The following is a 12,685-nucleotide window of genomic DNA, read 5'->3' as shown; positions in this document are numbered from 1 at the left end:
ATACTGGTATTGCGGGCCGAGCGCTGGGCCTGCCATGGGCCAGAGGCCCATGGCCTTCCGTAGGCACAAGCAGTCCGCAGGGACTGCTTGTGTCCGACTCCAGTTCATCGAGCCGGCCCGCTTGGCGATGCTTGCGGCTCGATGCCGCAAGCATCGCCGTCCCCTCGGGGAACCAGCTGGGCGCGCCCGCGTACAGCAGGGCGAGACCGGACGAGGGGCGTTATTTCGGTGCCAGGCGGATCGCGCCGTCCAGGCGGATGACCTCGCCGTTCAGCATGTCGTTGGTGACGATCTGGTGCACGAGCTTGGCGTAGTCCTCGGGCTTGCCCAGGCGGCTCGGGAAGGGGACGCTCGCGGCCAGCGCGTCCTGCACCTCCTGGGGCATGCCGAACAGCATCGGCGTGCCGAAAATACCTGGGGCGATGGTCATGTTGCGGATGCCGTTGCGGGCCAGGTCGCGGGCGATGGGCAGCGTCATGCCGACCACACCGCCCTTGGACGCCGAATAGGCCGCCTGGCCGATCTGTCCGTCATAGGCCGCGACCGACGCCGTCGAGATCAGCACGCCGCGCTCTCCAGTCGGTTCTGGCTCGTTCCTGGCCATGGCCTCGGCGGCCAGGCGGATCATGTTGAAGCTGCCGATCAGGTTGACCGTGATGGTCTTGCTGAAGGCCGCCAGCGGGTGGGCGCCATCCTTGCCGACTGTCTTGATGGCCGGCGCGATGCCGGCGCAGTTGACGAGGCCGACCAGCTTGCCCAGGCCCGTGGCTGCAGCGACGGCAGCCTGACCATCAGCCTCCTGGCTGACGTCGCATTTGACGAAGAGGCCACCGAGCTCGGCGGCCACGGCCTGGCCACGTTCGGCCTGCAGATCGGCGATGACGACCTTGGCGCCGTGGGCCGCCAGCATGCGGGCCGTGCCTTCACCGAGGCCCGAGGCGCCGCCGGTGACGATGAACACCTTGCCTGCAATTTCCATGATGAGGATCTCCTGGGTATGGGGAACGGTTGACGTAAACGTCAATTGTGGACGACAAAAAAGCCGCGGGGCATGCGCGCCGCGGCTTGTTCTTGGGGTGAGAACGCTCAGGCCAGCGCGGCCAGGGCCTTCTTCATGATGTCGTCGACCGAACCGACGCCTTCGATGCGGCGGTACTTGGGTGCATTGGCATCGCCCGTGGCGGCCCACTGCGAGTAGTAGTCGACCAGAGGCCGGGTCTGGGCCGAATAGACATCCAGGCGCTTCTTGACCGTCTCTTCCTTGTCGTCCTCCCGCTGGACCAGCGGCTCGCCGGTCTCGTCGTCCTTGCCTTCGACCTTGGGTGGATTGAACTTGACGTGATAGGTGCGGCCTGAGGCCACATGCACGCGGCGGCCGCTCATGCGTTCGATGATGGCGTCGAAGGGCACGTCGATCTCGAGCACGTAATCCAGCTTGACGCCGGCAGCCTTCATTGCATCGGCCTGAGGGATGGTGCGCGGGAAGCCGTCAAAGAGGAAACCCTTGGCGCAGTCGTCCTGGGCAATGCGTTCCTTGACGAGGCCGATGATGATGTCGTCGCTGACCAGCGCGCCCGAATCCATGACGGCCTTGGCAGCCAGGCCCATTTGTGTGCCGGCCTTGATGGCGGCGCGCAGCATGTCACCGGTGGAGATCTGCGGAATGCCGAATTGCTTGCAGATGAAGGCAGCTTGGGTGCCTTTGCCGGCGCCTGGCGCGCCCAGAAGGATCAATCGCATGGGTCTCCTCGTCTCGTCAGGACTGTGAAAAAGTCCTGCATAAATCAGCGGTCAAGTATCGCATGCGGCCTTATCTGAGCCTGACGCCGCAGACCCGCGTCAACCCTCGATGAGACGCCTCACGCGCTCCAGATCCTCGGGTGTGTCCACGCCTGGTCCGGGCCGCTCGTCGCTCACATGCACGGCGATGCGCTCGCCGTGCCAGAGCACGCGCAACTGCTCCAGCGACTCGATCTGCTCCAGGGGGCTGACGGCCAGCGTGGGGAAGCGACGCAGGAAGCCGGCGCGGTAGGCATACAGGCCGACATGGCGCAGCGCGCCGTTGGGCTGGCCGCCGCCGTCGCGCCACCAGGCGATGGGCGCGCGTGAGAAATACAGCGCACGGCCGGCCTTGTCGGTGACCAGCTTGACGACATTCGGGTTCGCGAACTCAGAAGGATCGGTCAGCGCATGCGCGACGGTGGCCATCACGCAGTCGGCCTGGGCGGCCAGCATCAGTGCGCAGGCGTCGATCATGGCCGGTGCGATCAGCGGTTCGTCACCTTGCACGTTGACGACAACGGCGTCGTCAGCCAGCCCGAGCTGCTCGACGGCTTCGGCGAGACGGTCACTACCGGACGGATGGTCGGCTCGCGTCATCAGCGCGCGCACACCGTGGGTGGCGCAGGCGGCCGCGACTTCGGGCGCATCGGTCGCCACGACGATCTGGCTGGCACCGGACTCGGCCGCGCGGCGCGCCACGCGCACGATCATCGGCAGGCCGGCAATGTCGGCCAGCGGTTTGTTCGGCAGCCGCGTCGATGCCAGGCGCGCGGGGATGATGACGGTGAAGCTCATTGGTGCACCCTTCGGCCTGCGGCCTTGCCTGGCCGACAGCGCGGCCAGGCGTTCGCCAGGCATGGGATGCCCACAGGGCATCTCATGTCCGGGCTCACWCCCGCCAAGCGGGAGCGAGCTTGCTTGGGGCGGCCCGGCGCGGCGCTCACGGTGCCAGCACGACCGGTGGCGCGGGGGCGTCCGGGTCCCAGGCCTTGGCCTCGCTCTCCAGCATCAGCGGGATGCCGTCGCGAACGGGGAAGGCCAGGCGGTCGGCGCGGCAGGCCAGGGCCGGCAATTCCAGTCCGGCACCTTCACGCAGCAGCGTCAGCGGCCCCTTGCACAGCGGGCAGACCAGCATTTCGATGAGGCGTTGATCCATCAGGCGAGAGCGAAGAGTTTTTGCAGTTGGGTGTCCAGCGCGGCCTCGAAGCCGGCACCGGGCGAGAAGTCTAGCGCCACGACCCAGACGGGCAGGGCGCCGACGCGCTCGGGCGGCAGCTTCACGGCGTCTTTCTCGGTCAGCAGTACGGCGGCCGCGTCGGGGGGCCAAGGCAGGCTCGCGAAGTCGGCGTGGTCGGGCAGGGCCAGGCTGTCAAAGCGCAATCCAAGCGCTGCCAGCATGTCGAAGAAGCGCTGCGGCCTTGCCACGCCGGCAACGGCAAGCAGCCCCGGCCGCTCGCGCAAGGCCAACAGCGTGTCCATCTGCGCCGGTTTGCCGGCCCACCAGTCGGCCAGCGTCACCGCGCCAGCCAGGCGGCGCCCGGCGACGAAGCCGGGCAGGGCGGTGCTCGGCTGCGGCGCGTTGTAGACGACGAGCTCGTCGGCCGCCAGCGCCGCAGGCGGCTGGCGCAAGGGGCCCGCGGGCAGCAGGCGGCCATTGCCCAGGCCGCGCTCATCGAAGACCAGCAAGCTCAGGTTGCGCGGCAGCCGCCAATGCTGCAGGCCGTCGTCGCTGACCAGCAGTTGCAGCCCGGGCTCGGCAGCCAACAGGGCGCGCGCCGCGGCGACGCGGTCGCGGCCGACCGCCACCGGCACGCCGCTGCGCAGATGGATGAGCAAGGGCTCGTCCCCGACTTCACGGGCCGTCGATACACCAGTGACGAGACGCACGCCGTCACTCTCGCGCCCGTAGCCACGCGAGACGACGCCAGCGCGCAGGCCGCGCGTGCGCAACATCGCCAGCAGGGCCAGCGTCGTCGGCGTCTTGCCGGCACCGCCGACGATCCAGTTGCCGACGACGATGACGGGCACAGGCAGCGTTTCGACGCGCTTGAAACCGATGGCATAGGCCAACCGGCGCAGCGCCAGCAGCGTGCGGTAGAGCCAGCTCAGCGGCAGCAGGGCGACCGACAGCGGCCCGCCGATCAGCCACTCTTGCTGGAGGCGGTCAGCGAGCGTCGGTTTGGGCAGCGAAGGTGACACGCGTCAGGCCGACGCGGCGCGCGGCGTCCATCACGTTGATGACGGCCTGGTGAGGCGTGGCGGCGTCGGCCGAGATGATCAGCGACGCGTCGGCGTTGCCGCCGGAGGCCTGGCGCAGCGCGGCGATCAGGATGTCCACGGAGCGGCCTTCCACCGGCTGGCGGTTGATGACGAAGCGGCCATCGGCGGCGATGCCGACGATGACCTCCTGCGGCCGGTCCTTGAGCTTCTCCGCATCGGCCGAGGGCAGGGTGATCTGCAGCTCGGTGAACTTGGAGTACGTCGTCGACAGCATCAGGAAGATCAGGATCACCAACAGCACGTCGATGAACGGGATGAGGTTGATCTCCGGCGGCTCGCGGTGTGGGGAGCGGAATCTCATGATGTCAGTTCATCCGTTGTGTGCAGCGCCTCACGCCGCGGACCGGCGCCGGGCCGCCCCTAGCCGGCCCGCAGGCGATGTGCTTGCGGCTCAATGCCGCAAGCATCGCCGTCCCCTCGGGGGACCGGTTGGGCGCGCCCGCGTTCAGCGGGGCGAGACCAGACGAGGGGCAGTCCATTTCAGGCTGTGTAGCGGCGCAGTTGGCCCAGCAGACGGTCTGCAGCGGCTTCAAGCTCCAGTACATATTCCTCGATGCGGCCGCGGAAGTAGCGGTAGAACATCAGCGAGGGGATGGCGATCATCAGGCCGAAGGCCGTGTTGTAGAGGGCGATGGAGATGCCATGCGCCAGCTGGGCGGGGTTGCCGCCGCCGGGCGTCTGGCTGCCGAAGATCTCGATCATGCCGACCACGGTGCCCATCAGGCCCAGCAGCGGCGCGGCCGTGGCGATGGTGCCCAGGGTGTTCATGTAGCGCTCGAGCTGGTGCACGGCGCGTCGGCCGGCAAATTCGAACACCAGGCGCAGCTTGCCCTCGGGCATCTGCGGCTCGGCCGTGACGGCGCGCAGGCCGGAAGCCAGCACCTCGCCGAGCAGCGAGTTTTCGGCCAGGCGGTCGACCATGTCGGGCGCGGGCAGTTGCTGGGCGCTGACGTTCATGACGTCCTCCAGCAGCCGCGGCGGCAGGATGCGGCTGGCGCGCAGGCTGGACAGCCTTTCGATGATCAGGGCCAGGGCCACCACGGAGCACAGGAGCAAGGGCCAGATCGGCCAACCGGCGGCTTGTATGATCGAAAACAAGGGCGTCCCCGTCGATGAAAAGGCCAGCAGGCCGGTCACAAAAACGGCCGCTGACGGCCGGATGAGTGCGCGGGATTATGGCCCCAGCCTTGCACGCCTCGGCCGATCTCCGCCACTGCGAAAGCGTTCTCACAATCCACCGTTACTGTGGATAACTTTGTGGGCAACGCAGCGGCGCTGGCCTGCAGAGGCCGTCAAATCAAGGCCTTGGACAAGTTGCCTCAAGTTTGAGCAGTGGAATTCGAATTGAAAAACAAGGCCTTATGTGCTCATGACAGCTCTGTGACGGGCGAAATGAGCCGAAATTGCCCGCCAGCCCAGTATTGGCGCGGCTGTGGACTTCCCGGCCCGCGCCGGCATTGGGTTTGCGCGTGATTGAGCCCCGCGAAGCCGCTTCAAATCGTCGTGTCTGGGGCGTGGCTGGTTTGCTGGAGGCGGTGAGCCAGAGCCTGGCTGAGCGCTTCTCGGTCGTCGCCGTTGGCGGCGAGATCACTGGCTTCACGCGCGCCGCCAGCGGCCACTGCTATTTCGGACTGAAGGACGCCGACGGCCAGGCCGCCAGCCTGCGCTGCGCGATGTTCCGCCGCGCCGCCGCCATGCTGGACTTTGCGCCGGCCGAAGGCGTGCTGGTCGAGGTGCGCGGCCGCGTCGCCGTCTACGAGCCGCGCGGCGAGCTGCAGTTCGTCGTCGAGGCCATGCGCCGTGCCGGTGCCGGCACGCTGTACGAGCAGTTCCTCGCGCTGCGGGCGCGGCTGACGGCCGAGGGCCTGTTCGATGCCGACACCAAGCGCGCGCTGCCCACCCACCCGCGCCGCATCGGCGTCATCACGTCGACGGCCGGTGCAGCCCTGCACGATGTGCTGACGGCGCTGGCGCGGCGAGCGCCCCAGGTCGAGGTGCTGGTCTACCCGAGTCCGGTGCAGGGCGTCGAAGCGCCACCGGCGCTGGTCGAAGCGCTGAGGCGCGCCAACGAGCGGGCCGAGGTCGACGTGCTGCTGCTGGTGCGCGGCGGCGGCTCGCTGGAGGATCTTTGGGCCTTCAATGACGAACGTGTCGTCCGCGCGGTGGCCAATTCGGCCCTGCCCATCGTCTGCGGCGTCGGCCACGAGACCGACGTGACACTGTGTGACCTGGCCGCAGACCTGCGCGCGCCCACGCCCACGGCCGCCGCCGAGCTGGCGGCGCCGTCGCGCGCCAGCCTGCTGCAGCACCTCGGTGCGCTGGAGCGCAGCCTGACCCTGCGCATCGACCATCGCCTGCAGACCCTCGCCCAGCGCCTGGATCGACTCGCGCTGCGCCTGTCCCGCCCCAGTGACGTGCTGGCCCGCCAACGGCGCCTGCTGGATCTGCTGGCCCAGCGTGCCGGCGCGGCGCCACGCCGGCGCGTCGAGTTGCAAGGCCAGCGGCTGACCCACCTGGAGCAGCGCCATGAACGCGCGCACCACGAGATCCTGGCGCGCCAGCACACCCGGCTGGACGCGCTGCAGGCCCGGCTGCAGGCCCTGGACCCGCAGCATGTGCTGGCGCGTGGCTACGCCTGGCTGGACGACGGCGCCGGCGGCGCGGTGACGTCCGTGCATGCCTTGCTGCCCGGCGCCGAGGTGCGCGCAGTGCTGGCCGACGGCAGCCTCGACTTGCGCGTTCTGGGGGTACAGCCTTCGCCGCAGGGGTGATTGGCTCTCCCTACAATCTTTGCGTTTCCCTTCCCCCCAACACCTGAGGACTCCACGATGGAACACACGCTGCCCCCGCTGCCTTACCCGATCGACTCGCTGGCCCCGCACTACAGCAAGGAAACGCTGGAGTTCCACCACGGCAAGCACCACAACGCTTACGTCGTGAACCTCAACAACCTGCAAAAGGGCACCGAGTACGAAGCCCTGACGCTGGAAGAGATCATCAAGAAGGCACCGAACCCGGGTCCGATCTACAACAACGCCGCCCAGATCTGGAACCACACCTTCTTCTGGAACTGCATGAAGCCGCAAGGTGGCGGCGAGCCCAGCAGCGCGCTGGCCGACGCCATCAACGCCAAGTGGGGCAGCTATGCCGCCTTCAAGGAAGCCTTCGTCAAGAGCGCCGTCGGCAACTTCGGTTCGGGCTGGACCTGGCTGGTCAAGAAGGCTGATGGCTCTGTCGACATCGTCAACACCGGCGCCGCCGGCACGCCGCTGACCGGCGCTGACAAGGCGCTGCTGACCGTCGATGTGTGGGAGCACGCCTACTACATCGACTACCGCAACCTGCGCCCCAAGTTCGTCGAGACCTTCCTGAGCAATCTCGTGAACTGGCAGTTCGCTGAAGCCAACTTCGCCTGAGCGATTCGCCCCGAACAAAGGCCGGCCGATGCCGGCCTTTTTCGTTGGTTCGGCCTTTCGGGCCGAGCGCTGGGCCGCTCCCGAGCCGGCCCGTGTTGGCGATGTGCTCTCGGCTCGATGCCGAGAGCATCGCCGTCCCCTCGGGGGACCGACCAGATGCGCTCGCGTTCAGCGACGCGCAACTGGGCGAGGGGCGCCTATTGCGACACCTGAATGACGTGCCGCACCAGCGGATAGACCTGGTGCTGCCAGCGTCGCCCGCTGAACACGCCGTAGTGGCCGACGTTGGGCTGGATGTAGTGGGTGCGCATATAGGCGCGCAGGCTGCTGGCGAGGTCCTGGGCGGCCAGCGTCTGGCCGACAGCGCAGATGTCGTCGCGCTCACCCTCCACGGTCAGCAAAGCGGTGCGGCGGATGGCCGCCGGGTTCACACGCCGGCCCCTGAAGAACATCTCGCCGCGTGGCAGGTCGTAGGTCTGGAAGACGCGCTCCACTGTTTCCAGGTAGAAGTCGGCCGCGAGGTCGGCCACGGCCAGGTATTCCTCGTAGAACACGCGCGTGACCTCGGCCTTGTCGAACTCGTCGGCGACGAGGTGCTTGTAGTAGTCCTTGAAGGCGTTGGTGTGCCTGTCCTTGTTCATGCTCATGAAGGCCGACAGCTGCACGAAGCCCGGGTAGACGCGCCGCCCCGCGCCCGCGTGCTGCCAGGGCACATGGCTGATCAGGTTCTTCTTGAACCACGAGATGGGCTTGCTGGTGGCGAGTTCGTTGACGGCGGTGGGGCTGACGCGGCAATCGATGGGGCCGGCCATCAGCGTCAGGCTGGCTGGCGTGGCAGGGTGGTCGTCCTCGGCCATCAGCGCCACGGCCGCCAGTGCGCTGACACAGGGCTGGCAGACGGCCACCACGTGGGCCTGCGGGCCGATGGCGGCCAGGAAGTCGATCAAGTGGCCGGTGTACTCGTCCAGCCCGAAGCGGCCGGCCACCAGCGGCACGTCGCGCACGTTGTGCCAGTCGGTGATGTAGACATCATGGTCCTGCAGTAGCGTGCGCACCGTCTCGCGCAGCAGCGTGGCGAAGTGGCCCGACATCGGCGCCACCACCATCACTTTAGGTTGCTCAGGTGCGCCTTCCTTGCGAAAGCGCAGCAGCGTCGCAAAGGGCGTGGTCAGCGTGGCTTCTTCGGTGACAGGCCAGCGCTCGTCGCCGCTGACGATCTCGCCAATGCGCCAGGGCGGGCGGGTGTGGGTGATCTGAGCCAGCTCGAAGACCTTGCCTGCCGCCGACCACTGGCGCGCTGGCAACCAGCTGGCGTCAGCAATGCCGGGCTGCTGCAGGAAGGGAATCGACATGCGCGTGGCCATGCGCAGCGGCCACAGCAGATCGGTATGGGCCTGGTAGGCGGGGTACATGGTTGCTCCTGCAAGGCCGGTGATGCCAGGAGCGACGCAAGGAGCGCGCCAGCATGGCATGGGCCTTGCGTCGATGGGGTGCCCAGACCGAGAAGGAGACGCCATGCCTGTTGCCACGCCGACCCGCCCCGCCGCCAAGGCGGTGAAAACCGCTCCAGCACCGGCGCGAAAATCCAAGGCCGCGACACCCGCGGCCACGCTGACGCTGAGCAGCAAGAACTACTCCTCGTGGTCGCTGCGCGGCTGGCTGCTGACGCGCTTCGCCGGCCTGGCCTTCGATGAGATCATGGTCTCGCCCGACGATGAGGATGCGCGCAAGGAACTGCTGCTGCTGGCGCCCTCCATCCGCGTGCCCTGCCTGCGGCATGACGGCGTGACGGTCTGGAACAACATGGCCATTGCCGAGTATCTGAACGAGCTTTTCCCCAAAGCCGGCCTGTGGCCCGCGGACCGCGTCGCGCGGGCCCATGCGCGGGCCATCTGCGGCGAGATGAACTCCGGCTTTGCCAATTTGCGCGCGTCGCTGCCCATGAACCTCAAGGGCCACTTTCCGCGCCACAAGATCTGGGCCGGGGCCAAGCCCGACATTGAGCGCATCACCGAGATCTGGACCGACTGCCTGGCGCGCTACGGCGGCCCCTATCTGTTTGGTGCCAAGCGCGGTGCGGCCGACGCCTTCTTTGCGCCGGTCGTCACGCGCTTCATGACCTATGACGTGCCGTTGAATCCCGCCTGCATGGCCTATTGCAAGGCCATCAGCGCCATGCCGGAGCTCAAGGAGTGGACGGCCGCGGCCCGGCTGGAGCCGGACGAGATCGAGCAGCTCGACATGGATTTCTAGGGCCAGGTCGAAGGCGCCGGCACTTCACAAGGCGCCGGCGCGGCCACCGTCTTGAAGTCCGCCGGCGAGACGATCTCCAGGTACTCCATGTCCGGCGAGTAGTCGAACAGGTAATGCACGATGCCGGGGCGCTGGTGCACGCAGTCGCCGGCCTCGACGAGCGTCACCTGGTCGCCGTACATGAACTTGGCCCAGCCCTTGGTCATCAGCACGATCTGGAACTCCGCCTCATGGCGGTGCCATCCCGTGCCCTTTTCAGGGGCCATGTTCGCCTTCACAAGGTGCGCGATGACCTTGCCCGCCGTGGCCTCGGCCACGCCCAGGTCGCGGTAGAGGAAGAAATCTCTCAGGCCGTCGGGGCGCCAGGGCGTGTCCCCGGGCTTGACATGGGAGAACTGTGTGGCGGACGCGTCGTTGGCGGCGTCCACGGGTATCGACAGATCCGACATGAGTGACCTCCTGAAGTGCTGCAGGCGGTGGAGCACACGCAATATGTGTTCCCGCAAAAGCTTGACCCAGGTCATGGGGGCGGCGGGGCGGGCCATCTAGATTGGCGGCGTGAGTGCACCCCCTCCCGGCTTGTGTGCGGCTGATGCCGACGCCCGCCTCCTCGCCCCCTTCACGACCTGGCCCGATGGCCCGGGCGGTGTGGCGCTGTCGCAATTCCAGGTGGCGGGCATGCATTGCGCGGCCTGCTCGGGGTTGATCGAAGCGGCGCTGCTGACGCTGCCAGGCGTGCGCGGTGCCAGTGTCAATCCGGCGTCGGCCCGGCTGGCCTTGCAGTGGTTGCCTTCACAGCTCACGCTCGCCGACGTGCTGGCCGCGCTGCAGGTGGCGGGCTACCGGGCCACGCCCGACGTCGCAGCGCCTGCGCGCGAGCTGCGCCGGCAGGAAAGGCGGCAGGCCCTGTGGCGGCTCTTTGTCGCCGCCTTCCTGATGATGCAGGTCATGATGATGGCGACGCCGGCCTATGTCGCCGCCCCGGGTGAGCTCAGCGCCGACCTGGACCGTCTGCTGCGCTGGGCCAGCTGGGTGCTGACGCTGCCTGTCATGGTCTTTTCGGCCGCCCCCTTCATGGTTGGCGCCTGGCGGCAGCTCAGGGCAGGGCGGCTGGGCATGGATGTGCCGGTGGCGCTGGGCATCGCCGTCACCTTCGTGGCCAGCACCGGGGCCTTGTTCGACCCCGGCGGGCCTTTGGGCCACGAGGTCTACTTCGATTCGCTGACGATGTTCGTCGCGCTGCTGCTGCTGGCGCGCTGGTTCGAACTGGGCGCGCGGCATCGCGCGGCGGATGCGCTGGAAGCGGTCGCCGGCGCGTTGCCAACGGCGGCCGAGCGGCTGCGTGATGACGGCAGCAGTGAACGCGTCGCGCCCGAGGCGCTGCGCGTGGGTGATCGCATCCGCGTCGCGGCCGGCGAGGGCTTCGCGGCCGACGGCCGTGTGCTGTCCGGCCAGGGCTGGGCCGACGAGGCCCTGCTGACGGGCGAATCCGCGCCGGTCGCCAAGACGGTGGGCGATGCGGTCGTGGCGGGCAGCATCAACCTCGACGGCCCGCTCATCGTCAGCGTGCTGCGCGTGGGTGCAGACACGACGGCGCAGGGCATCGTGCGATTGATGCAGCAGGCCCAGAGCCAGCGGCCTTTTGTCAACGGCGTGCTGGACCGCGTGGCCGCGGGCTTCACGGCGGTCGTGCTGCTGCTGGCGCTGCTGGCGGGCGTCGGCTGGTGGTGGCTGGATCCTTCACGCGCCATCGCAGTGGCCGTGGCCGTGCTGATCGTCACCTGCCCCTGCGCGCTGACCCTGGCCGCGCCTGCGGCCTGGCTCGCGGCCAGCGGCGCGCTTGCTCGGCGCGGGTTGCTGCTGACGGACCTGGCGGCGCTGGAACGGCTGTGCGCCATCGACACCGTCGTCTTCGACAAGACCGGCACGCTCAGCGAGGACCGGCTGCAGCTGCGTCGCCACTGGGCCCTGGGCGCCGATGCCGACGCGTTGCTGAACGTCGCCCGCAGCCTGGCCGGGCTGTCGCGCCACCCGGTGGCGCAGGCGCTGGCCGACGGAAGTGCCGGCAGCTGGGCGGACGTGCGCGAAGTCGCCGGCCGCGGCGTGGAGGCGCGCGACGCGACCGGCCGGGTCTGGCGCCTGGGTGCGCCGGCCTGGGTCAGCGCGCGGCCCGATCCGGCTGCGCGGCTGGCGTTCGGCCCCGTGGGCTGCGGCGACTGCGTGCTGTGGCTGGACCTTGCCGAGGCGCCACGCGCCGATGCCGCGGCAACGATCAAGGCCTTGCGCGCCCAGGGCAGGCGCGTGCGCCTGCTATCGGGCGACCAGCCGGCGGCGGTCGCGCGCATGGCGGCGTTGCTGGACATTGCCCACTGGCGCGCGGGCGCCACGCCCGAGTCCAAGCTTGCTGCGCTGCGTGACTGGCAGGCGCGCGGCGAGCGCGTGTTGATGGTCGGCGACGGCATCAACGACGCGCCGGTGCTGGCCGCGGCGGACGTGCGCATCGCCATGGGGCAGGGCGCCATGCTGGCGCGCGGTGCCGCAGATGCGCTGCTGGTGTCCAACCAGCTGATGGCCATCCCGCAGGCGCTCGCGCTGGCGCACAGGACGCGCCGCGTGCTGCGTCAGAACCTCGCCTGGGCGGCGCTCTACAACCTGGCCTGCGTGCCGCTGGCGCTGAGCGGCTGGCTGCCGCCGCTGGCGGCGGGCCTGGGCATGGCAGCGAGTTCGCTGTTCGTCGTGCTCAATGCCCAGAGATTGGCGCGCTGATGGACATCCTGTATCTCCTCATCCCCTTCTCGGTCGTGCTGGTGCTGCTCATCGTGGCGGTCTTCGGCTGGGCTGTGCACTCCGGGCAACTGGACGGCTTCGAAAACGAGGCTGAACGCATCCTGCTTGACGAGGATCAAGGCGTCTAGAAGCCCCCGCGCGAAGAATCGTTTGCATCAGACTGAAGG

At 68.6% G+C, this 12,685-nt stretch carries 14 protein-coding genes; 5 read left to right on the top strand and 9 right to left on the bottom strand.

The genetic code is table 11. The features are described 5' to 3' along the window. Nucleotides 1-220: 220 nt before the first annotated feature. From ACXJLH_RS26595 to ACXJLH_RS26565, 7 genes are all read right to left on the bottom strand, one after another. A complete protein-coding gene (locus ACXJLH_RS26595; protein ID WP_056197804.1) occupies nt 221-979 on the bottom strand; it encodes a 3-hydroxyacyl-CoA dehydrogenase in 759 nt (252 codons plus the stop codon). A gap of 107 nt (nt 980-1,086) precedes the next feature. Further along, nucleotides 1,087-1,740, bottom strand: a complete 654-nt coding sequence (adk, locus tag ACXJLH_RS26590; RefSeq protein ID WP_056197803.1) for an adenylate kinase — start codon at nt 1,738-1,740, stop codon at nt 1,087-1,089. Nucleotides 1,741-1,839: 99 nt separating this feature from the next. Further along, nucleotides 1,840-2,577 carry a 3-deoxy-manno-octulosonate cytidylyltransferase gene (gene kdsB, locus ACXJLH_RS26585; RefSeq protein WP_457324281.1) on the bottom strand — a complete coding sequence of 246 codons (738 nt, stop codon included), beginning with the start codon at nt 2,575-2,577 and terminating at the stop codon, nt 1,840-1,842. Nucleotides 2,578-2,722: 145 nt separating this feature from the next. Beyond that, complete coding sequence (locus ACXJLH_RS26580; protein ID WP_056197799.1) at nt 2,723-2,938, bottom strand: Trm112 family protein; 216 nt, start codon at nt 2,936-2,938, stop codon at nt 2,723-2,725. After that, nucleotides 2,938-3,981, bottom strand: a complete 1,044-nt coding sequence (gene lpxK, locus ACXJLH_RS26575; protein WP_457447364.1) for a tetraacyldisaccharide 4'-kinase — start codon at nt 3,979-3,981, stop codon at nt 2,938-2,940. Before lpxK ends, ACXJLH_RS26580 begins: the two co-directional genes overlap by 1 nt. Beyond that, the gene (locus ACXJLH_RS26570) at nt 3,947-4,363 is read right to left on the bottom strand and encodes an ExbD/TolR family protein (protein ID WP_056197797.1); all 417 of its coding nucleotides are present in this window, start codon (nt 4,361-4,363) and stop codon (nt 3,947-3,949) included. The genes lpxK and ACXJLH_RS26570 overlap by 35 nt, the downstream gene beginning before the upstream one ends. Before the next feature lie 179 nt (nt 4,364-4,542). Further along, on the bottom strand, nt 4,543-5,160 hold the full coding sequence (locus ACXJLH_RS26565; protein WP_056197795.1) for a MotA/TolQ/ExbB proton channel family protein: 618 nt from the start codon (nt 5,158-5,160) through the stop codon (nt 4,543-4,545). A gap of 371 nt (nt 5,161-5,531) precedes the next feature. On the opposite strand from ACXJLH_RS26565, the gene xseA reads away from it, so the two are divergent. After that, nucleotides 5,532-6,833 (top strand): exodeoxyribonuclease VII large subunit, encoded by a 1,302-nt coding sequence (xseA, locus tag ACXJLH_RS26560; protein WP_056199569.1) that lies wholly within the window; start codon nt 5,532-5,534, stop codon nt 6,831-6,833. A gap of 57 nt (nt 6,834-6,890) precedes the next feature. Next, the gene (locus tag ACXJLH_RS26555) at nt 6,891-7,478 is read left to right on the top strand and encodes a superoxide dismutase (protein ID WP_056197793.1); all 588 of its coding nucleotides are present in this window, start codon (nt 6,891-6,893) and stop codon (nt 7,476-7,478) included. 197 nt (nt 7,479-7,675) lie between these two features. On the opposite strand, the gene ACXJLH_RS26550 is transcribed toward ACXJLH_RS26555, so the two are convergent. Continuing rightward, entirely contained in the window at nt 7,676-8,890 is a 1,215-nt protein-coding gene (locus tag ACXJLH_RS26550) for a polyhydroxyalkanoate depolymerase (RefSeq protein ID WP_056197792.1), read from the bottom strand. A gap of 103 nt (nt 8,891-8,993) precedes the next feature. Between ACXJLH_RS26550 and ACXJLH_RS26545 the strand changes: the two genes are divergently transcribed. Continuing rightward, nucleotides 8,994-9,731: a glutathione S-transferase family protein gene (locus tag ACXJLH_RS26545; protein ID WP_082532680.1), complete on the top strand. Its 738-nt coding sequence runs from the start codon at nt 8,994-8,996 to the stop codon at nt 9,729-9,731. Here the strand turns inward: ACXJLH_RS26545 and ACXJLH_RS26540 are convergent. Continuing rightward, nucleotides 9,728-10,180, bottom strand: coding sequence for a cupin domain-containing protein (locus tag ACXJLH_RS26540; RefSeq protein ID WP_457447361.1), 453 nt, complete (start codon nt 10,178-10,180; stop codon nt 9,728-9,730). The genes ACXJLH_RS26545 and ACXJLH_RS26540 overlap by 4 nt on opposite strands. Nucleotides 10,181-10,289: 109 nt before the next feature. On the opposite strand from ACXJLH_RS26540, the gene ACXJLH_RS26535 reads away from it, so the two are divergent. Further along, nucleotides 10,290-12,497 carry a heavy metal translocating P-type ATPase gene (locus ACXJLH_RS26535; RefSeq protein WP_457447359.1) on the top strand — a complete coding sequence of 736 codons (2,208 nt, stop codon included), beginning with the start codon at nt 10,290-10,292 and terminating at the stop codon, nt 12,495-12,497. Beyond that, nucleotides 12,497-12,646 carry a cbb3-type cytochrome oxidase assembly protein CcoS gene (gene ccoS / locus ACXJLH_RS26530; protein WP_457355315.1) on the top strand — a complete coding sequence of 50 codons (150 nt, stop codon included), beginning with the start codon at nt 12,497-12,499 and terminating at the stop codon, nt 12,644-12,646. Before ACXJLH_RS26535 ends, ccoS begins: the two co-directional genes overlap by 1 nt. Nucleotides 12,647-12,685: the final 39 nt, after the last annotated feature.

This window comes from Roseateles sp. P5_E4 (assembly GCF_054049255.1).
Note: the sequence above shows the minus strand (reverse complement) of the source record. Positions and strands in the feature narration are given on the sequence as shown.

Bases quoted from the DNA above. Each gene is read 5' to 3' on its own strand.
- ACXJLH_RS26570 (WP_056197797.1), bottom strand. From the start codon at position 4,363: ATGAGATTCCGCTCCCCACACCGCGAGCCGCCGGAGATCAACCTCATC.
- ccoS (WP_457355315.1), top strand. From the start codon at position 12,497: ATGGACATCCTGTATCTCCTCATCCCCTTCTCGGTCGTGCTGGTGCTG.
- ACXJLH_RS26550 (WP_056197792.1), bottom strand. From the start codon at position 8,890: ATGTACCCCGCCTACCAGGCCCATACCGATCTGCTGTGGCCGCTGCGC.
- ACXJLH_RS26580 (WP_056197799.1), bottom strand. From the start codon at position 2,938: ATGGATCAACGCCTCATCGAAATGCTGGTCTGCCCGCTGTGCAAGGGG.
- adk (WP_056197803.1), bottom strand. From the start codon at position 1,740: ATGCGATTGATCCTTCTGGGCGCGCCAGGCGCCGGCAAAGGCACCCAA.
- kdsB (WP_457324281.1), bottom strand. From the start codon at position 2,577: ATGAGCTTCACCGTCATCATCCCCGCGCGCCTGGCATCGACGCGGCTG.
- ACXJLH_RS26545 (WP_082532680.1), top strand. From the start codon at position 8,994: ATGCCTGTTGCCACGCCGACCCGCCCCGCCGCCAAGGCGGTGAAAACC.
- ACXJLH_RS26555 (WP_056197793.1), top strand. From the start codon at position 6,891: ATGGAACACACGCTGCCCCCGCTGCCTTACCCGATCGACTCGCTGGCC.
- ACXJLH_RS26595 (WP_056197804.1), bottom strand. From the start codon at position 979: ATGGAAATTGCAGGCAAGGTGTTCATCGTCACCGGCGGCGCCTCGGGC.
- ACXJLH_RS26540 (WP_457447361.1), bottom strand. From the start codon at position 10,180: ATGTCGGATCTGTCGATACCCGTGGACGCCGCCAACGACGCGTCCGCC.